Origin of the sequence: Sphaerisporangium aureirubrum, from assembly GCF_042658925.1 — a bacterium.
Taxonomy (GTDB): Bacteria; Actinomycetota; Actinomycetes; order Streptosporangiales; family Streptosporangiaceae; genus Sphaerisporangium; species Sphaerisporangium aureirubrum.
Genome location: NZ_JBHSRF010000046.1, coordinates 1 through 18,061 on the forward strand (window position 1 = coordinate 1; position 18,061 = coordinate 18,061).

Consider the following 18,061-nt stretch of genomic DNA (forward strand, 5'->3'; position numbering starts at 1 on the left):
GACGCAGATGCAGGCCGAGTACCGCGACGACGTGGCCGCCGTGGCGACCGCCAAGAAGGAGATCGACGAGGAGATCGGCGACGACCTCGACCTGCTGATGCAGGCGGCCGAGCTGATCGTCACCACGCAGTTCGGGTCCACCTCCATGCTCCAGCGCAAGCTGCGCGTCGGGTTCGCCAAGGCAGGCCGCCTGATGGACCTTCTGGAGAGCAGGAACGTGGTGGGGCCGAGCGAAGGCTCCAAGGCCCGCGAAGTGATGGTCAAACCGGACGAACTACCCGGCCTGCTCACCGACTTGCGGGGAGGGTGACCCCTCCGCACTCCCCCCGCGCGATAACTGGTTGAATATGAATGACTACGCATCGTCGGAATATGGGCGGGAAACGCGGGCGCCCGGCGAGGGGGACGCATGAGCATCGGGGTGACGCTGGCCGCTGCGCGCAACGCGGCGGGCATGACGGTCGCGCAGCTGGCCGGTCGTACGCGGATCAGGGAGACGGTGATCTACGCCATCGAGCGGGACGACTTCTCGATGTGCGGCGGCGACTTCTACTCCCGGGGGCACGTCCGCAACATCGCGAGGACGCTCGGGCTCGACCCCGACGCGATCGTCCACCAGTTCGACGAGGAGCACGGCGGCGCGCCACGCCCGGTGCGGGCCGCCGCCGTCTTCCAGGCCGAGACCCGCATCAAGCTCCGCGAGCGCCGCAGCCCGAACTGGTCGACCGCGATGGCCATCGCCCTCGCCATCGTCGCGGTGTTCGGCGTGACCCGCGTCATGAGCGGATCCGGCACCCCGGTCGCCACCGTGGACGGCGTCAAGCCCGCCGCCACCCCCAAGGCCACCGCCTCCGCCCGGCCGCCCGCCGCGTCCAAGGCCGCCGCCAAGCCGGTGAGCGACATGGTGACGCTCCAGGTGAAGGCCACCAAGCCCTCGTGGCTGGAGATCAGCGACAGCAAGGGCAAACAGATGTTCCGCGGCACCCTGCCCGCCGGCGTCACCTCCACCTGGAAGACCCGCAAACGCATGCAGATCACCATCGGTAACGCCGGCGGGGTCGACCTGAAGGTCAACGGCAAGCGTCTCGGCGTGCCGGGCAAGTCAGGCGAGCTGGTCACCCGGTCGTTCGGCCCGGAGCCGCCGCGCTCGCGGTGACCCAGGGTGACGGCGGGGGCGAGTCATGCCGGATGGGCATCGGTGGCGGTCAGGGATACCGGCGCGAGAACGGGGGGAGTGCGCCGTGCGGGGGCTGACTGCCGATACCGTAGAGCCATCATGTCTTCCCGCCGAACCGCATCGCTGATCACACTGGGCTGCGCGCGCAACGAGGTCGACTCCGAGGAGTTGGCCGCGCGCCTGGAGGCCGCCGGGTGGCGGCTCGACGACGACCACCCCGATGTCGTCGTCGTCAACACCTGCGGCTTCATCGACTCGGCGAAGAAGGACTCCATCGACACGCTGCTCGCCGCGGCCGACTCCGGCGCCAAGGTCGTCGCCGCCGGCTGCATGGCCGAGCGCTACGGCAAGGAGCTGGCCGACGCGCTGCCCGAGGCGGCCGCGGTCATCTCGTTCGACGACTACACCGACATCGGCGGCCGGCTGGACGACGTCGTCGCCGGTCGGTCGCTGACGCCGCACACCCCGCGGGACCGGCGCACGCTGCTGCCCATCACGCCCGTGGCCCGCACCCAGCGCGCCGCGCACGTCCCCGGGCACGGGGAGCTGCCCGCGGGCCTCGCGCCCGCCAGCGGCCCCCGGACGCTGCGCAAGCGGCTCTCCGGCGGCCCGGTGGCGTCGCTGAAGCTCGCCTCCGGGTGCGACCGGCGGTGCAGCTTCTGCGCCATCCCGGCGTTCCGCGGCGCGTACGTCTCCCGGCTCCCCGAGGAACTGCTGGCCGAGGCCGAGTGGCTGGCCGCCCGGGGCGTCAAGGAGCTCGTCCTCGTCAGCGAGAACTCCACCTCCTACGGCAAGGACCTCGGCGACCTTCGCGCGCTGGAGAAGCTGCTGCCCGCGCTGGCCGCCGTGGACGGCGTCGAGCGCGTCCGGGTCAGCTACCTCCAGCCCGCCGAGCTGCGGCCCGGCCTGCTCGAGGTCATCGCCGGCACCGAGGGCGTCGCGCCGTACTTCGACCTGTCGTTCCAGCACGCCAGCGGCCCGGTGCTGCGCCGCATGCGCCGCTTCGGGGACCCCGCCCGGTTCCTGGACCTCCTGGAGAGCGTCCGGGCCCTGGCGCCAGAGGCGGGCGTGCGGTCCAACTTCATCGCGGGGTTCCCCGGCGAGACCGAGGCCGAGTTCGCCGAGCTGGTGGGCTTCCTCGACCAGGCGCGCCTGGACGTGATCGGCGTGTTCGGGTACAGCGACGAAGAGGGCACCGAGGCCGCCGGCCTCGGCGGCAAGCTCGACCAGGACGTGATCGGCGAGCGGGTGGCGGCGCTCAGCGAGCTCGCCGAGGAGCTCACCGCTCAGCGCGCCGAGGAGCGCATAGGCACCGAGATCGAGGTGCTGGTGGAGGAGGACCTCGGCGACGGCGGCTACGAGGGCCGTGCGGCCCACCAGGGGCCCGAGGTGGACGGCTCGGTGACCGTCCAGGGCATCGGGCTGGTGCCCGGCCAGATCGTGCGCGCCATGGTCGTCGACGCCGAGGGCGTCGACCTCATCGCCCGCATCAAGGCCGGCCCATGACGAACCCCTCAGAGGCCGGCGTCGAGCGCGTCACGCCGGCCGCGGCCCGCAGCGTCAGCCCGTGGAACGTCGCCAACGTCCTCACCGTGCTCCGGCTGCTGGTGGTCCCGGTGTTCGTCGCCGGCATGTTCCTGGACGGCCAGGCGTGGCGGTACGCCTCGCTGGTGATCTTCCTGCTCGCCTCGCTCACCGACCAGCTCGACGGGTGGCTCGCCCGGCGGTACGGCCTGGTGACCGACTTCGGCAAGATCGCCGACCCGATCGCGGACAAGGCGCTGATCGGCGCGGCCCTGGTCACGCTGTCCCTCCTGGGCGAGCTGCCATGGTGGGTCACCATCGTGATCCTCGGCCGGGAGGTCGGCGTCACGGTGCTGCGCATCGCGGTGATCCGGCACGGCGTCATTCCGGCGAGCTACGGCGGCAAGATCAAGACTGTCCTGCAGATCCTCGCCATCGCGCTGTACATCCTTCCCGGCGTGCCCGATCCGATCCGGTGGGTCGCGATGGGCGCCGCGTTGGTCGTGACCGTGGCCACGGGCGCCGACTACGTCACCCGGGCGGTGCGGCTACGCGGCGTCGCGCGGAAGGCACGCGGCGGATGAGCACCGCCGCGGCGGCCGGTGTGCTGGCCGCCCTGGTGCGCCGCGGGGCCACCGTGGCGGTCGCGGAGTCCCTGACGGGCGGGCTGCTCGGCGCCACGCTGACCACGGCGGTGGGGGCGTCGGCGGCGTTCCGGGGCGGGGTTATCGCCTACGCCACGGATCTGAAGGCCGCGTTGCTGGGCGTGCCCGAAGATCTACTCGACCGGGAGGGTGCCGTGCACCCCGAGGTGGCGGCGGCCATGGCGCGCGGCGTCCGCGCGGTCACCGGCGCCACGTACGGGCTCGCGGTGACCGGCGTGGCCGGGCCGGACGAGCAGGATGGGAAACCCGTCGGCACCGTGCATATCGCGCTGAGCGGCCCGGAGTCGGGCTTATGGCACCGTGATGTGTCGCTGGCCGGTTCCCGGGAACAGATCCGCGAAAACACCGTCAGAGAGAGTTTGGATCTTCTGAGAGGTGTGCTGGATACCACCGTGGGGGAACATACCGGATGATTACCGCGTTACGTCACCAGCGAACATGCTCAGCACGGTCTGCCGCCCTGCTGGCCGTTGAAGGTACGGTGGAGCTGTGAGCGAGGTTCGTGACCCATCGGTGAGGAGCAGGTCCGGTGTACGCCCGGCGACGGGGCCGAGCGAACCCAGGATGACGGCGAGGAGCATGCACGAAGGGCAGTCGAAGAATGGGCGATACGAACCGACCGCGCGGAGCGTCGTGAAAACGCCTGCGCCCGGGAGGGAGCGACAGATGGTCCTGCTGCGTCAGCTGCTCGGTGACGTCCTGCGGCGGCTGAGGGTGCGGCAGGCACGCACCCTGCGAGAGGTCTCCACCGTGGCACGTGTCTCCCTTGGCTATTTGTCCGAGGTGGAGCGTGGCCAGAAGGAAGCCTCCTCGGAGCTGCTGGCGTCGATCTGCGGCGCTCTAGGTGTGCCGCTGTCTCAGGTGCTCCGCGAGGTCTCGGACCAGTTCGCGCTGGCCGAGCTCCAGCACGCACCCGTGCTGGCGGATGCTCCCGAGCACGAGCGTCTGCCCATGTCCGAGACCGTGCCCAGCACGATCTCGGGTCCAGAGTTCGATGGTTTCCCCGAGGTCAAGGACATGGTCGCCGCCTAGGCAGCGCCGGCCCAACCGGTCCCAGGCGCGCCGGACCCTCGCCGTCCGCGACGGCCACCGGCCGCCACGCCCTCTATAAGCCATGTCCCGCACAGGTCACCCGGATTCCTCTTAACCGCGGGCCACGGGACATCACCCGAACCCGCCCGGTCCCGGCGGGAACCCCACAAAGCCGCCCAGATCCGGTACGCGGCACCTGACCCCCAGCCGGTCCGGCATGCTGTACTGCATACATCCCGTTCAGGCGCGCGTCCCCTTCGGGCACGCTCAGGTCTGGCACGTGGGGCAGTAGAAGATCGGCCGTTCGTATGAGCGATCACCGAGTTCTCCGGCGATCATGCGGCCGCCGCAGCGCAGGCACGGGCGGCCGCCGCGGGCGTACGCCCACAGCCGGCGTCCCGGGCGCGGGTCGCCCGTCGTGACCGGGCCGCCGGGCTGGTCCTTGGCGGCGTCGAGCAGGCGGTGGGCCAGGTCCATCATCTTCGCAAGGTCGGCGACCTCTCCGGCGGGGCGGTGCGGGGACACGCCAGCCAGGAACAGGGTCTCGGCCCGCCAGATGGTGCCGATGCCCGCCACGTTGCGCTGGTCCAGCAGCGCCTCGCCGATCGTCGTCCCGGGGTGGCGCGCGATGTTGGCCGCGGCCCGTGCCGCGTGCTCCGCGTCCCACGCCGGGTCCAGCAGGTCGGGCCCGAGGTGGCCCACCAGGCGGTCCTCCTGGCCGGTGGGCACCAGGTCCACCATGCCGAGCTTGACGCCGACCGCCTGCCGCAGGTCGTTCACCAGGATCAGCCGCACGGCGTCGCCCCGGCGCACCGGGGTGCCCGCCGCCTGTACCCGCCAGCTGCCGTCCATGCGCAGGTGGGTGTGCACGGTCAGGCCGCCTTCCACCCTCGTGAGCAGGTGCTTGCCGCGTGCCTCGGTGGTCAGCACCGCGCGTCCCGACAGGTCGGCCGTGGCGTATCGGGGCACCCGGAAGTCGCTGCGGGCCAGCACCCGTCCGTCCAGGGCGGCGCGCAGCCTGGCCGCGGTCCGGTGGACGGCGTCGCCCTCCGGCATCGCGGGTCAGTCCCAGGCGGCGGGATCGGCCGCGAGCTCCATCACCCGGGCCGGCAGCTTGCCCGTGGCGATCTGCTCCAGGGTGACCTCTTCCAGGATCATGCGCTCGCTGGCGCGCAGCGCGATCCATACCTCCTGCAGGGAGCGGGCGGCGCCCCGGTAGCCGACGTGCTCGGGACGCTCGCCGCGGACGTTGGCCAGCGGCCCGTCCACGGCGCGGATGACGTCGGCCAAAGTGATCTGAGCCGCGGGCCTGGCCAGGACGTAGCCGCCCTCGGGGCCGCGCTGGCCGCGGACCAGGCCCGCCCGCCGCATCTGGAGAAGGATGTTCTCCAGGTACTTCGGGGGGAGTTCCTGCTCCTTGGCGAGCTCGCCCACCGTGGTGGGACCGCTGCCGGCGGCGGCCAGTTCGGCGGCGGCGCGCAGCGCGTAGTCGACGCGGGCGGAAAGTCGCATGTAGCTGATTATCCCGCCTGTGGCAGGTCGCTCAGCCGCAGCCGCACCACGACCGGCAGATGGTCGGAGTACGGCACCCGTGAAACCCGGGCGGAAACGGCGGAAAGACCCGCGCCGAGCAGCACGTGGTCGATGCGCTTGACCGGGGCGTCGGCGGGGGATGTCGGCGGATCGCCGAGCGCGATCAGGGGGTCGGTGAGCCCGGCGGCCGCAAGGACCCGCATCTCCGGATCGTCCTTGGTGACGTTGAGATCCCCGGCCAGCAGCACCGGCCGCGTCACCGCCCCGCCCGTGCCGCCGGAGCCCGTGCCCGCCGTCGCGGTGGTGGCGCCCCCGGCCAGGTCCCGCGCGATGGCGGCGACCTCGGGGGCCTGACCGGCCGTGGCCTGCAGGTGGGTGTTGACGATGCCGACCTCCCGGCCGCCGACCTCGACGACGGCCGCCTGGGCCTGCGCGCCGGTCGGGTAGTCGTACCGGCCGAGGGGGTGGGAGGTGATCTGCCGCACCGGCAGGTTGGTGAGCAGCGCGTCGCCCCACAGGCCGTCGGCGGCGGGGGCGAAGTGGTACCTCATGCCGAGTCCCTTGGCGATCCTGGCCAGGTCGTCGTGGCCGCCGTTGAGCAGCCACCCCCGGTCCACCTCGGACATCAGCACCACGTCCGGCCGCTCGGCTCGCGCCCAGGCGGCGATCCGGTCCAGGTCCAGGGTTCCGGAGAGCCCGAACCCCATCCGGATGTTGTAGGCGATCAGCGTGAACTCCGGCCCGGCCACCGGCCGTACGGAGGGCAGCGGCCGCCAGGTGAGCGCGGCCACCGCCACAGCCACCGCGACCCCGGCGGCGGCGAGGCGGTACGGCCGGGGCCGTACGGCGGTGCCGGGGGAGCCCCGCCTGGACGCGCGCAACGCCACGAGGCCCACCAGCGCGCCGAGTACGGCGGGCACCACCGCGTTGGGGAAACCGAGGCTCACGTCGTAGGCCGCGTAGTAGAGGAAGACCGCCACCAGGAACACCAGCATCCCGCCGAGCAGCGCGACCCCGCCCCGGCTCCGGTCCCCGGGCCGGGGCAGCCCGGCCGTCCCGACGCAGGTCCCGAGCGCGGGCGCGGCGAGCAGAGCGATCAGCGGGGACGCGAGCGGCAGCAGCGCCCCGCAGGCCACCGGCAGCAGGACGGCCATGGCCCAGGCCGGGCGGGGTGGCCGGGCCGCGCAGGACGCCAGCAGGAACTGCGCCGCGACCAGCGCGGCAGCCACCGCCGCCACCTGCCACGGGCCCGCCTGCGCCGCCCCCGGGCGGTCCGCCAGGCCCAGCGTGGCGAGCAGCATCCCGTGCAGGGCCAGGACCGGGCCGAAGATCCCCCACACCCCGGCGGGGGCGAGGTCCCCGGTGGCCGGGACGCGCCACGCGCACCACAGGAGGGCGGCGACCGCGAGGGCGGCGACGACCCAGGGCAGCGGGCCGTCCCGCCAGGTCAGGTCCATCTGGTCCAGCGCCAGATGGATCACCGCGGACGCGGCAAGGCCCCCCGCGAGCCCGCTCGGCACGGCGCGGCGCGAGACCGTCCGCGCGCAGCCGTACAGGAAGACCAGGGCCGCGGTGACCCCCACGCTCGCGGGGTACAGCTGAGCGTCGCCGCCCCCCTGCGCCTGGAGCACCAGGCGGCCGGCGGCCAGCAGGGCCGCCCCGCCCAGCAGCACCGCGCGGGGGCCGAGCAGGCGGGCCGCCGGGATCGCGGCGAACGGCAGTACGAACCAGACGGCCGCGAACAGCCCCATCTGCTCGGGGGGAGTGGCGCCGGCCTGGCCGAAGAGCGTGATCAGCGACGGCAGGAAGACGCCGAGCACATCGGTGAACAGCACCACGCCGAGCGCGATGGTGAGCACCGCCGCCCGTCGCGGGGTGATCAAACCGGGCAGATCCACTGGAAGACGGATACCTCGGGCTCGTTCCAGAGCTGCGGTGTCGGGCTCACCCATGACCACTCCTCAGGCGGGGACATGAGTGATCCTCGGGTCTGCTGGGGGAGAAGGCAAGAGCGCCGACGCCGCAGGTGATGCCGCTAAACTCCCAGGAAGGTTTACCGATGAGCGGTGTGCGCCGCTCGCCGGTGAACGGGGGATCGACGACAAGAAGGCATGCGATGGAGCGACGTCCTGGCGTGCCCAGGTTGCTGCGGGAGATCAACGACCGGGCCGCGCTGGAGCTGCTGCTCTCCTCGGGTCCGCTGACCCGTGGTCAGATCGGGGATCTGACCGGCCTGTCCAAGGTCACCGCGTCCCAGACGCTGTCCCGGCTGGAGGAGCGCGGCCTGGTCGAGGTGGTCGGCGAGCAGGCGGGCAACCGCGGGCCGAACGCCGCCCTGTACGGCGTCATCCCCTCCTCCGCCTACGTCGCGGGGCTGGACGTCGGCCCCGAGTCGGTCACCACCGCCATCGCCGACATCAACGGCGAGGTCGTGGCCGAGGTGACCGTCTCGCCCGACGGGCACGACGACCCTGTCGCGATGGTGCACAACGCGGTCGTCAAGGCCTGCCGCTCGGCCAAGGTCGGCCTGTCCCGGCTCAAGGGCATCGTGATCGGCACGCCCGGCGTGGTCGACCCGCGCACCGGGGACGTGCGGTTCTCCTTCGACCTGCCGGGGTGGCACGAGGGCAGCCACGAGGCGCTCGCCCGCGACCTGCGGCGGCCGGTGACCATCGAGAACGACGTGAACCTCGCCGCCATCGCGGAGCGTTCCGAGGGCGCGGCCAAGGGCGTGGACGACTTCGTGCTGCTGTGGGTCGAGCGGGGCGTCGGCCTCGCCGTCGTGCTCGGCGGGCGGCTGCACCGCGGGCGGTCCGGCAGCGCGGGGGAGATCGGGTACCTCCCGGTGCCCGGCGTGCCGACCGCCGGGGACGTGCGTGCCGTGCCGGGGCGCCTGCCGTCGCTGGCCGGGGGCCTTCAGTCGCTGATCAGCGCCGAGGCGGTGGCCGAGTTCGCCGAGCCGTACGGCTTCGCGGGCGGCTCGGCCGCCGACGCCGTGCGGGCCGCGGTGAAGAGCGGGCCGTCGGGGGCGGCGTTCCTGGACGAGCTGGCGCACCGCCTCGCGCTCGGCGTCGCGTCGGTGTGCGTGGTGCTGGACCCCACCCTGGTCGTGCTGAACGGCGAGGTGGGCCGGGCCGGCGGGGACGAGCTGACCGGCAGGGTCGAGGAGGCGGTCGCCCGCATCTGCCCGATCCGGCCCGAGGTCGTGGTGAGCCGGGTGCGGGGGCGTCCGGTGTTGCGCGGGGCCGTGCTGGCCGCGCTGGACCAGGCGCGCGAGGAGATCTTCGCGTCCTGACCGCTTCCCCTTCGATGACATTTCGGACCTACATTCCGGACGAATGGTGTCCACGGGTTGAATTCCCAATGAACTGATCGCCCTCGCCGCGGCCGGTCGCCGCGCGGCCGTGAGAATCGAAACAGTCGCGAGGGGGTGGCATCGGTGGCCGTACTGGAGTGGCTGGCGAGGCTGGTGAACTTCCTCGGTGGCGCCGGCCCGGTGCTGTTCTCGATCGCCCTGCTGATCGCCACCCCGTACTTCGACCGGCTGCTCGTACGGCGCAAGCGCCTCGGGTTCCGCGTGCTGTACAACTCGAAGATCGGCCTCGGTCCCGAGACGCTGCACGACGGCGCCGAGCCCGCCCGGTCCGGGCCGCCGCAGCTGCGCCAGGTGATGCGGCTGCTCGACCGGATGAGCATGGTCGTCATCCGGATCCGCAACAGCGGCAGCTACGACATCGGGCCCGAGGACTTCGACCGGCCGCTGTCGTTCACCTTCGGCGGGCGCGTGGTGTGGAACGCCCGGGTGTCGGACGCGAGCACCCCCGAGCTGCGGGCCCGGCTGCGGGAAAGCCTGCGGTTCTTCTCCACCGAGGAGAACCCGCCGCCGCGCGACAACCTGCTGACGGTGCGGCAGCGGCTGTCGGAGCGGATGACCCGCTGGCTCGGCGCACCGAGCGGGCAGGAGGTCGCCGAGCCGCACTGGCACGGGGTGCGCATCGACGGGCTCACGCTGCGGCCCGGTCAGAAGGCCAAGCTGGTCGTGGTGCTGCGCGAGGCCGGGAACGGCTCCTCCGGGGACGACGTCACCAAGGTCGTCGAGCATGCCGGGAAGCTGCGGGACACCGGGCTCATCAAGGACGAGAGGCTGCGGCGCCGGATCACGCTGCCACGGGTCAGCGGCGCGCTGGCCGGCCTGCTCACCGTCGTGCTGCTGCTCAGCCTGGTCTCCGACCCGCCGGACGGCTCGGTGGCCTGCGCCGCCGGGACCCTGCGGATCGAGGGGTCGACGGTGTTCCTGCCGGCGGTCGAGGCGATCCGCGACGAGTACGTCAAGGCGTGCGGGGACGGCGCCCGGATCACCGTGGAGGCCAACGGGTCGCTCGACGGGGTGCGCGGGGTCGTGGAGTCCACGCCCGGCGAGGAGTTGATCGCCTTCTCGGACGGCACCAGCCAGTTCCACGACCGCCTCTACCACCAGAAGATCGCGATCGTGGTCTTCTACGTGGTGGTGAACAGCGGCGTGGGCCTGACCACCTTGAGCGTGGCCGACCTCCGCAAGATCTACGACGGCACCTGGACCGACTGGAACCAGGTCCCCGGCGCCTCCGCCCGATCCCTCCCCATCCGGATCGTCGGCCGCGGCGAGGACTCAGGCACCCGCAAGCTCTTCGAGCAACAGGTCCTGGGCACCCCCGAGGGCCCCCTCTCCTCCGACCTGTGCCTGGAAAAGGACCGCGCCCCCGACGCCCCCGTCATCCGCTGCCAACGCGACCAGAACTCCGAGATAGTCCGCAAGATCACCGAAGTCCCCGGCGCCATCGGCTACTCCGACGCCCAATCTCTGATCGAGGCCCGCCGAGCCAACCAGGTGACCGCCCTGACCCTGGACGGCCGGGCCTTCGACACCTCCACCGCCGTCGACTCCGGCTACCCCTTCTGGACCGTCGAATACCTGTACACCAAATCCGACCCCACCCCCGGCACCCTGACCGCCACCTTCCTGAACTTCACCCTCCACCACCCCCAATCCCGCTCCCACCTGACCGAATCCGGCTTCCGCCCCTGCACCACCCCCGACTCCCCCCTCCAACTCTGCACCCTCCGCTGACAGCGGCCCCCGCCCCTGATCGCCACACACCACCCCACCCCCCTGCCCGCGCCCGTGGCGCGGGCGCGGGGCTCACGGCCCTCGCTGCGTGGGGCCTTATCGGCGCCGGGGACGGCGGGTCGTGGGTCGGCGAAGTCGGCGCCGCCGTATGGCGGCCGGCCGGGTTCGTTCAGGCGGTGAGGAGTTCGGCGGCGGCCTGGGCGTTGGCGCGGGCGGCGCCGTAGGTGGCGATGTAGGTAGCGGCCGAGGGGCGCCAGATGGGGAGGCCCATCTCCACCACGATGGCGTCGGGGCGGGCGGACAGGAGGGTGGAGACCACGGACTGGCTCTCGTGGTGGCGGTGGGCGTCCTTGACCACGATGACCAGGGAACGGCCGCGGGCGTGGGCCAGGAGCAGCGCGGGGTCGGCCTCGTCGGGCTTGACACGGGTGATCTCGGCCTCAGGGAGCCAGGGGGCGAAGCCCCAGGGGACCTCGCCGACGGCCATGGTCGGGGGAGTGTCGATCTCGACCACGTACGGGTCGACCAGCGGGGAAGCCGTGCCGGAGAGCTGGACGGCGCGGCGGGCGGCCGTCAGGCCGATCACCCCACCGTCACGAGGCTCCCGACGGGCGGTGCCGAACCACGTCCGCAGCCGCGCCACCCGGTCGGCCGCCTCCTCCAGGCGCGACACCGCCAGCCGTCCCTCGCGCACCGCCGCCACGATCGCCGACTCGATCTCGCGGATCTCCTCGAACGTCGGCAGCGGCCCGAGGCACAGCAGGTCGGACCCGGCCGCCAAGGACAGCACGGCCCCGCCGCCCAGCCCCACGCTCCGGCTGATCGCGTGCATGTCCAGCGCGTCGGACACCACCACGCCGTCGTACCCGAGCTCACCCCTGAGGAGCTCGGTCAGCGCGGCGGCCGACAGCGTGGCGGGCGCCGTGCCGGTCAGCACCGGCACCCGGACGTGCGCCGTCATGATCGACCGGGTCCCCGCCTCGATGGCCGCGCGGAACGGCACCAGCTCCCGCTCCCACAGCACCTCCCGCGACACGTCCACGGTAGGGATCTCCAGGTGCGAGTCCTGCCGCGTGGCCCCGTGCCCGGGGAAGTGCTTGACGCACGCCGCCACCCCGGTCTCCTGCAGCCCCGTCACGGCGGCCACGGTGTGCCGGGCCACCAGCGACGGATCGGCCCCGAACGACCGGGTCCCGATCACCGGGTTGTCCTCGGCGGTGTTGACGTCCGCGTCCGGCGCCATGTCCAGGTTGACCCCGCAGCGCAGCAGGTCGTTCCCGATCGACCGGTACACCCCCCGGGTCAGCTCCACGTCGTCCACCGCGCCGAGCGCCGCGTTCCCCGGGTAGGGGCTGCCGACGTGGTACGCCAGCCGGGTGACGTCCCCGCCCTCCTCGTCCAGCGAGATCACCGGGTCGCCGGCCGACCGCAGCCGCCCGGTGAGCGCCGCGAGCTGCTCGGCCGAGGCGACGTTGAAGCCGAAGAGCGTCACCCCGCCGAGGCCGTTCTCCAGGTCGCGCAGGATCCAGTCGGGCGCGGTGGTGCCGGGGAAGGCCGCGAGCAGCGTGCCGGCGGCCAGACGGCGCAGCCCCGGGTCGTCCCCGTCCGTGGCGGGCCCGCCGGCGGACGTTGCGGAGAACTCAGACATGGCTGTACTCGACTCCTTGACTAGAAGAGAAGCGGGAAGGCGTCAGCCCTTCACGGCACCCGCGACCAGGCCGGACACCATGCGCCGCTGCACCAGCAGGAAGAACGCGATGACCGGGATGGTCATGAGCGTGGAGGCGGCCATGATGCCGCCCCAGTCCGTGGACCTCTGGCTGGTGAAGAACTGCAGCGCCACCGGCATCGTGTACTTGCCCTGGTCGTTGATCAGGGTCAGCGCGAAGACCAGTTCGTTCCACGCGGTGATGAACGAGAAGATGCTTGTCGCGACCAGACCCGGCGCCACCAGGGGAAACACTACCCTCCAGAAGGTGACGAACCTGCCGGCGCCGTCGATCGCGGCCGCCTCCTCGAGTTCCTTGGGCACCGCCGCCACGAACGTGCGCAACATCCAGATCGCGAACGGCAGGGTGAAGCCCACGTTGACCACGATCAGGCCGATCAGGTTGTCGTACAGGCCGAGCCGCCGCACCATCAGGAACAGCGGGATGAGCAGCGCCTCGCCGGGCACCATCTGCACGATGATCAGCATGATCAGGAACGACGTGCGGAACCTGAACCTGAACCGCGCCACCGCGGTCGCCGCCAGCAGCGCGAACAGCGAGCCGACCAGCACGGTGCCGACCGCCACGATCGCGCTGTTCAACAGGTACTGCCAGATCGAGTGCCCGGCGACGCCCCGGGTGAGCACCCGGGCCACGTGGTCGAACGTCGGCGACAGCGGGAACGGGATGAACCGCGTGGTGAAGATCTCGTCGTTGGGCTTGAACGCGGTGGCGACCATCCAGTACACGGGGAACACCGCGATCAGGAACACCGCGACCGCGACGCCGTTCAGCCCGAACGCCCGCAGGCGCTTGGCCGTCCGCGGATTCATCGCACATCCTCCGTCCTGACGATCTGCCTGACGTACACGGCGGTGATCACGAGCATGATCGCGGTGAGCAGCACCGCGATGGCCGCGCCGATGCCCATCTTGGGCGGCGCGCTGAACGCCTCGGTGTACGCCCACAGCGAAAGATTGAAGGCGTCACGGTTGGTGGTGCCGCCCGCCAGCACGTACAGCTGGGTGAACACCTTGAAGTCCCAGATGATGGACAACACCAGCAGCACGGAGAACACCGGCTTCAGCAGCGGGAAGGTGATCCCCGTGAACGTCTTGAGCGGCGTCGACCCGTCGACCCTGGCCGCCTCGTACAACTCGCTCGGGATGCTCTTCAGGCCCGCCAGCACCGACACCGCGACGAACGGGAAGGACGCCCAGACCACCGCCACGACCAGCACCAGGTAGATGGTGAACGCGTCGTTCAGCCAGGGATGCCCCGACCAGTCGGCGCGGCCGAGCAGCAGGGAGGACAACCAGTCCGGCAGCAGGTTGAGTGCCCAGTTGACCACGCCCGCGTCGGAGTCGAACAGCCACTTCCAGATGATGGCCGAGGCGGTCGGCGGGGTCGCCCAGGCGGCCATGATGCCGATGACGAGGAAGGTCGACATCTTCTTGCCGAGACGGTGGAGCAGCAGCCCGACCAGGGTTCCGGTGAACAGCGTCAGCGCCACCGTGACCGCCGCGAACACCACCGTGTTGCGCAGCGAGGTCCAGAACAGGTCCATGCCGAAGAGCTGCGTGTAGTTGTCCACGCCCACGAAATCGGCGGGCTGGGGGTTGGGCCGGATCTGCCGCAGCCCCACCTTGTGGAAGGACATGTCGGCCATCTGGTACAGCGGGTAGATCAGCAGCGCCGCGATGACCAGCAGGCCAGGCAGCAGCAGCACGTAGGGGATCGCCCGGGGCGGCAGGACGCCTGACCGGCGCGGCGACCGGCCGGACCGGTGCCGCGCCGGGGCGGGGGAAGTGTCCCCGCCCCGGGCGATCGTGGACGTCTGAGCCATCGTCACTGCTGGTTCAGGATGGCTTCGAGTTCCTTGTTGGCGTCGGCGAGGGCGGTGTCGGCGTCCTTCTTGCCCTCGATGACGGCGCGGGCCGCGTTCTGCAGCACGGCCTTGGTGTCGTTGGCCTCGGCCCAGTTGGGGTCGGCCGGGAAGCCCTTGGCGACCTTGAAGGTCTCGGCGAACGGCGCCTGCACCGGGTCACTGGCGAACTCGGCGAGCGCGTCCGGGTACAGCGGCAGCAGGCCGCCCTCCTTGGCGTACCGGGTGCCGTACTCCTTGCCGGCGGCGAGCTTGAGGTACTCGGCGGCCAGCTCGGGGTTCTTGGCGTCCTTCCAGATGGCGATGTCGTTGCCGCCCTGGAACGCCGGGGCCGGGCCGCTGCCGTCCTTGCTGGGCAGGGAGAAGAAGGCCATCTGGTCGTCGCCGACCTTGCCCTTGCTCTGCTCCTTGATGGTGGCGATGTCCCAGCCGCCGGTCACGTACATGCCGACCTTGCCCGCGGCGAAGCGCTGGCTGATGTCCACCGAGTTCTGCGACAGGCGGCCCTTGCCGGACACGGCGTCCTTGGCGACCAGGTCGGTGTAGAACTGGAAGCCTTCCTTGAAGCCGGGTTCGGTCAGCTTGCCGACCCACTTGCCGCCCTCGAAGGCCGCGAAGTCGCCGCCGGCCGACCAGACGAACGGCGAGAGGGACATGTTGGCGTCCGAGCCGCCGTTGAAGGCGAAGCCGTCGACGTCCTTGCCCTTCTCCGCGACGACCTTCTTGGCCGCGGCGACCAGCTCGTCCCAGGTCTTGGGGGCCGTGATGCCGAGGTCGTCGAACCAGTCCTTGCGGTACAGCACGGCGCGGGTGCCGCCGCCCCACGGCGCGGCGTAGACCTTGCCGTCGATCGTCTCGTAGCCCCACAGGTTCTGCGGGATCTGCTGGAAGTCCGGGGTGGACTTGACCAGGTCGGTGATGTCGGTGAGCGCGTCCTGCGCCACCCAGGCGGCGACCTGGTCGTTGCCGAACTCGGTGACGTCGGGGCCCTCGCCGCCGGCCAGCGCGGCGGTCCACTTCTTCTGCGCGTCCGGCCAGGGGATCCACTGCACGGTGACGTCGGCGCCGGTCTGCTGCTTGAAGGCGGCGTTGACGTCCTGCATGTACTTGTCCTGCACGTCGTTCGGTGCGCCTAGTCGCCAGACCGTCAGGGTCTGGCCTGCGAACTTCGGCCCTGAGGCGGCGGCCGAGGCCGTCGGCTGGGCCGGCTCCGCTGAACCGCCGCTCCCGCACGAGGCGACGGCCAGGGCGAGTGCGGCGGTGGTGGCCGCCACGGCGGTGATCTTCGCGATCTTCACGTCTGGGTTCTCCCTTCCCGGCTTCGCGTCGGGCTCGCGCTCACCCGGGCGCACTGGGTGCGACCAGGCGAAACGCCATCCTCGCGCTCTGCGCTGCGGCACCCCGAGGCCCTGATCCCTTGCCTGCGAGGCGACTGCCGCTAAACTAACAAGAAACTTTCTTAAAAAAAACGCCCGTTAGCGGATCGTGACGAGAGGGCCAGTCCTATGCCCCAGGGACATCCCGGAACCCCCCGGCTGCTGCGCCGGCTGAACGACCGAGCGGCCCTGGAGCTGCTGCTCTCCATCGGGCCGCTCACCCGGGCCGAGCTGGGCGAGCACACCGGGCTCTCCAAGGTGACCTCCGGCCAGCTGCTGGCCCGGCTGGAGGAACGCGGGCTGGTGGCCATCTCCGGCGAACGGCCCGGCGGGCGCGGCCCCAACGCCGCGCTGTACGCGGTGGTCCCGTCCAGCGCCTACGTCGCCGGTCTCGAGGTGCTGCCCGGCAGCGTCACCGCCGGGGTGGCCGACATCACCGGCGCGGTCGTCGCGGAGCGCCGCGTGGACGTGGGCGGGTCGGTGGACCCCGTCAAGGCGGTGCACGCCGCGGTGCGACGGGTGTGCGACGAGGCCGGGATCAGCATGTCCAAGCTGCGCGCCCTGGTCATCGGGACGCGCGGCGTGGTGGACCCCCGGACCGGCGACGTGCGCTTCTCGTTCGACCTGCCCGCCTGGCACGCCGGTGTGCTCGCCGACCTGCGCGCGGCACTGGGCTCGTCCGTCATGATCGAGAACGACGTGAACCTCGCCGCCCTGGCCGAGCACTCCTCGGGCGCGGCACGCGGGGTGGACGACTTCGTGCTGGTCTGGGCCGGCGTCGGGCAGGGCCTAGGCGTGATGCTCGGCTCCCGCCTGCACCGGGGCTTCACCGGCGGCGCCGGGGAGATCGGCTGGCTCCCGGTGCCCGGCGAGCCGCTCCCGGTGGACGTCACCGAGCCGCAGTCCGGTTCGTTCCAGCGCCTGGTGGGCCTGGCCGCGGTGATCGACCTGGCCCGCGAGCACGGCGTCCCGGTCGCGCCCACCGCCGCCGAGATCGTCCACATCGCCGTCACCGGCGATTGCGCCCCGTTCCTCGACGCCCTCGCCCTGAGACTGGCCATCGGCGTCGCCGCCGTCACCGTCGTCCTGGATCCCCGTCTGGTCGTCCTCAGCGGCGACGTGGGCCGCGCGGGCGGCGCCGCCCTGGCCACCCGGGTCGAGGAGGCCGTGTCCCGCATCTGCCCCAGCCGCCCCCGTGTGACGGTCACCGAAGTACCCGGCGACCCCGTCCTGCACGGCGCCCTGACCGCCGCCCTCGCCCAAGCCCGGGAAGAGGTCTTCTCCAGCACCGTCGACGCCTGACATGGCCGGGCCGGCAACGTCTTTACCAGGGCTTGTGCCAGAATTGCCGGTCATGCGGAATGTCGTGCTGATCTCTGACCCGCGCGTGACCTCGATCCCCGTCGAGGAATGCGGCGAGCCACTGGCCGACGTGCGGGGCGTCCTCGCGGTGGACGGGCGGCTCGCCGACCCGCCAGGTGCCTACGCCCATCTGCGCGCGGGACTGCTCGCCCGCCTCGGTGAGGCACAGCTCGCCCTTCCGTACGGCTACCGCCTCCGCGTCGTCGAGGGCTACCGCCCGCCGGAGCTCCAGCTGAAGTACTTCGAGGAGTACAAGGACGAGCTCCGCCGCCTCCACCCCGGCATGTCGCCCGGGGACCTCCACACCGCCGCCAGCCGCTACGTCTCCCCGATCGAAGTGGCCCCCCACACCGCCGGCGCCGCCGTGGACCTCACCCTCACCACCGATGACGGCACCGAGCTGGACATGGGCACCGAGGTCAACGCCACCCCCGAACAGAGCGACGGCGCCTGCTACACCGCCGCCACGAACATCACCCCCGCCGCCCGCGAACACCGCAAGATCCTCACCGCCGCCCTCGAATCGGCCGGCCTGGTCAACTACCCCACCGAGTGGTGGCACTGGTCCCACGGCGACCGCTACTGGGCCATGACCACCAACACCCCCACCGCCATCTACGGCCCGCTCCCATTCCAAACCGTCTGATCCCACTGGCCCCCACCCCCGCCCGTGGCGCGACCGAAGACACCC

17 protein-coding genes are annotated in these 18,061 nt (G+C 71.9%); 10 read left to right on the plus strand and 7 right to left on the minus strand.

Translation table 11 applies throughout. The annotated features are described in order from the left end of the window. The 6 genes from ACFP1K_RS25870 to ACFP1K_RS25895 all read left to right on the plus strand — a co-directional run. A partial coding sequence (locus ACFP1K_RS25870; protein WP_380757856.1) for a DNA translocase FtsK occupies positions 1–310 on the plus strand: 310 nt, incomplete at its 5' end. 99 nt (positions 311–409) lie between these two features. Continuing rightward, positions 410–1,156 (plus strand): helix-turn-helix domain-containing protein, encoded by a 747-nt coding sequence (locus ACFP1K_RS25875; protein WP_380757859.1) that lies wholly within the window; start codon positions 410–412, stop codon positions 1,154–1,156. Positions 1,157–1,276: 120 nt separating this feature from the next. Further along, positions 1,277–2,683: a 30S ribosomal protein S12 methylthiotransferase RimO gene (rimO, locus tag ACFP1K_RS25880; RefSeq protein WP_380757861.1), complete on the plus strand. Its 1,407-nt coding sequence runs from the start codon at positions 1,277–1,279 to the stop codon at positions 2,681–2,683. Further along, a complete protein-coding gene (gene pgsA, locus ACFP1K_RS25885) occupies positions 2,680–3,285 on the plus strand; it encodes a CDP-diacylglycerol--glycerol-3-phosphate 3-phosphatidyltransferase (protein WP_380757863.1) in 606 nt (201 codons plus the stop codon). Before rimO ends, pgsA begins: the two co-directional genes overlap by 4 nt. Then, a complete protein-coding gene (locus ACFP1K_RS25890; protein ID WP_380757865.1) occupies positions 3,282–3,779 on the plus strand; it encodes a CinA family protein in 498 nt (165 codons plus the stop codon). The genes pgsA and ACFP1K_RS25890 overlap by 4 nt, the downstream gene beginning before the upstream one ends. 253 nt (positions 3,780–4,032) lie before the next feature. Continuing rightward, positions 4,033–4,398 (plus strand): helix-turn-helix domain-containing protein, encoded by a 366-nt coding sequence (locus ACFP1K_RS25895; RefSeq protein ID WP_380757867.1) that lies wholly within the window; start codon positions 4,033–4,035, stop codon positions 4,396–4,398. 267 nt (positions 4,399–4,665) lie between these two features. Here the strand turns inward: ACFP1K_RS25895 and ACFP1K_RS25900 are convergent, their stop codons facing one another. From ACFP1K_RS25900 to ACFP1K_RS25910, 3 genes are read right to left on the minus strand one after another with little or no spacing between them, the layout of a single operon-like run. Then, complete coding sequence (locus ACFP1K_RS25900; protein ID WP_380757869.1) at positions 4,666–5,454, minus strand: Fpg/Nei family DNA glycosylase; 789 nt, start codon at positions 5,452–5,454, stop codon at positions 4,666–4,668. Between the two features lie 6 nt (positions 5,455–5,460). After that, positions 5,461–5,910: an RrF2 family transcriptional regulator gene (locus ACFP1K_RS25905; RefSeq protein ID WP_380757871.1), complete on the minus strand. Its 450-nt coding sequence runs from the start codon at positions 5,908–5,910 to the stop codon at positions 5,461–5,463. Positions 5,911–5,918: 8 nt separating this feature from the next. Then, positions 5,919–7,883, minus strand: a complete 1,965-nt coding sequence (locus ACFP1K_RS25910) for an endonuclease/exonuclease/phosphatase family protein (RefSeq protein WP_380757873.1) — start codon at positions 7,881–7,883, stop codon at positions 5,919–5,921. Positions 7,884–8,047: 164 nt separating this feature from the next. On the opposite strand from ACFP1K_RS25910, the gene ACFP1K_RS25915 reads away from it, so the two are divergent. After that, positions 8,048–9,226 (plus strand): ROK family transcriptional regulator, encoded by a 1,179-nt coding sequence (locus tag ACFP1K_RS25915; protein ID WP_380757875.1) that lies wholly within the window; start codon positions 8,048–8,050, stop codon positions 9,224–9,226. A 144-nt stretch (positions 9,227–9,370) separates the two neighbouring features. Continuing rightward, complete coding sequence (locus tag ACFP1K_RS25920) at positions 9,371–11,038, plus strand: PstS family phosphate ABC transporter substrate-binding protein (protein WP_380757876.1); 1,668 nt, start codon at positions 9,371–9,373, stop codon at positions 11,036–11,038. Positions 11,039–11,207: 169 nt separating this feature from the next. On the opposite strand, the gene ACFP1K_RS25925 is transcribed toward ACFP1K_RS25920, so the two are convergent. From ACFP1K_RS25925 to ACFP1K_RS25940, 4 genes are read right to left on the minus strand one after another with little or no spacing between them, the layout of a single operon-like run. Further along, positions 11,208–12,686: a glycoside hydrolase family 3 protein gene (locus ACFP1K_RS25925; protein ID WP_380757878.1), complete on the minus strand. Its 1,479-nt coding sequence runs from the start codon at positions 12,684–12,686 to the stop codon at positions 11,208–11,210. A 42-nt stretch (positions 12,687–12,728) separates the two neighbouring features. Further along, positions 12,729–13,580, minus strand: coding sequence for a carbohydrate ABC transporter permease (locus tag ACFP1K_RS25930; RefSeq protein ID WP_380757880.1), 852 nt, complete (start codon positions 13,578–13,580; stop codon positions 12,729–12,731). Continuing rightward, entirely contained in the window at positions 13,577–14,593 is a 1,017-nt protein-coding gene (locus ACFP1K_RS25935; RefSeq protein ID WP_380757883.1) for a carbohydrate ABC transporter permease, read from the minus strand. The genes ACFP1K_RS25930 and ACFP1K_RS25935 overlap by 4 nt, the downstream gene beginning before the upstream one ends. Positions 14,594–14,595: 2 nt before the next feature. Further along, a complete protein-coding gene (locus ACFP1K_RS25940) occupies positions 14,596–15,930 on the minus strand; it encodes a sugar ABC transporter substrate-binding protein (RefSeq protein ID WP_380757884.1) in 1,335 nt (444 codons plus the stop codon). A gap of 207 nt (positions 15,931–16,137) precedes the next feature. On the opposite strand from ACFP1K_RS25940, the gene ACFP1K_RS25945 reads away from it, so the two are divergent. Then, entirely contained in the window at positions 16,138–17,310 is a 1,173-nt protein-coding gene (locus ACFP1K_RS25945) for an ROK family transcriptional regulator (RefSeq protein WP_380757886.1), read from the plus strand. Positions 17,311–17,362: 52 nt separating this feature from the next. Then, positions 17,363–18,016: a M15 family metallopeptidase gene (locus ACFP1K_RS25950; RefSeq protein ID WP_380757888.1), complete on the plus strand. Its 654-nt coding sequence runs from the start codon at positions 17,363–17,365 to the stop codon at positions 18,014–18,016. Positions 18,017–18,061 lie beyond the last annotated feature (45 nt).

What these genes read in the sequence shown, in the direction of transcription:
- ACFP1K_RS25895 (WP_380757867.1), top strand. Translation starts at nt 4,033, where the DNA reads ATGGTCCTGCTGCGTCAGCTGCTCGGTGACGTCCTGCGGCGGCTGAGG.
- ACFP1K_RS25910 (WP_380757873.1), bottom strand. Translation starts at nt 7,883, where the DNA reads ATGGGTGAGCCCGACACCGCAGCTCTGGAACGAGCCCGAGGTATCCGT.
- rimO (WP_380757861.1), top strand. Translation starts at nt 1,277, where the DNA reads ATGTCTTCCCGCCGAACCGCATCGCTGATCACACTGGGCTGCGCGCGC.
- pgsA (WP_380757863.1), top strand. Translation starts at nt 2,680, where the DNA reads ATGACGAACCCCTCAGAGGCCGGCGTCGAGCGCGTCACGCCGGCCGCG.
- ACFP1K_RS25950 (WP_380757888.1), top strand. Translation starts at nt 17,363, where the DNA reads ATGCGGAATGTCGTGCTGATCTCTGACCCGCGCGTGACCTCGATCCCC.
- ACFP1K_RS25905 (WP_380757871.1), bottom strand. Translation starts at nt 5,910, where the DNA reads ATGCGACTTTCCGCCCGCGTCGACTACGCGCTGCGCGCCGCCGCCGAA.
- ACFP1K_RS25900 (WP_380757869.1), bottom strand. Translation starts at nt 5,454, where the DNA reads ATGCCGGAGGGCGACGCCGTCCACCGGACCGCGGCCAGGCTGCGCGCC.
- ACFP1K_RS25925 (WP_380757878.1), bottom strand. Translation starts at nt 12,686, where the DNA reads ATGTCTGAGTTCTCCGCAACGTCCGCCGGCGGGCCCGCCACGGACGGG.
- ACFP1K_RS25890 (WP_380757865.1), top strand. Translation starts at nt 3,282, where the DNA reads ATGAGCACCGCCGCGGCGGCCGGTGTGCTGGCCGCCCTGGTGCGCCGC.
- ACFP1K_RS25930 (WP_380757880.1), bottom strand. Translation starts at nt 13,580, where the DNA reads ATGAATCCGCGGACGGCCAAGCGCCTGCGGGCGTTCGGGCTGAACGGC.
- ACFP1K_RS25915 (WP_380757875.1), top strand. Translation starts at nt 8,048, where the DNA reads ATGGAGCGACGTCCTGGCGTGCCCAGGTTGCTGCGGGAGATCAACGAC.
- ACFP1K_RS25945 (WP_380757886.1), top strand. Translation starts at nt 16,138, where the DNA reads ATGCCCCAGGGACATCCCGGAACCCCCCGGCTGCTGCGCCGGCTGAAC.
- ACFP1K_RS25935 (WP_380757883.1), bottom strand. Translation starts at nt 14,593, where the DNA reads ATGGCTCAGACGTCCACGATCGCCCGGGGCGGGGACACTTCCCCCGCC.
- ACFP1K_RS25875 (WP_380757859.1), top strand. Translation starts at nt 410, where the DNA reads ATGAGCATCGGGGTGACGCTGGCCGCTGCGCGCAACGCGGCGGGCATG.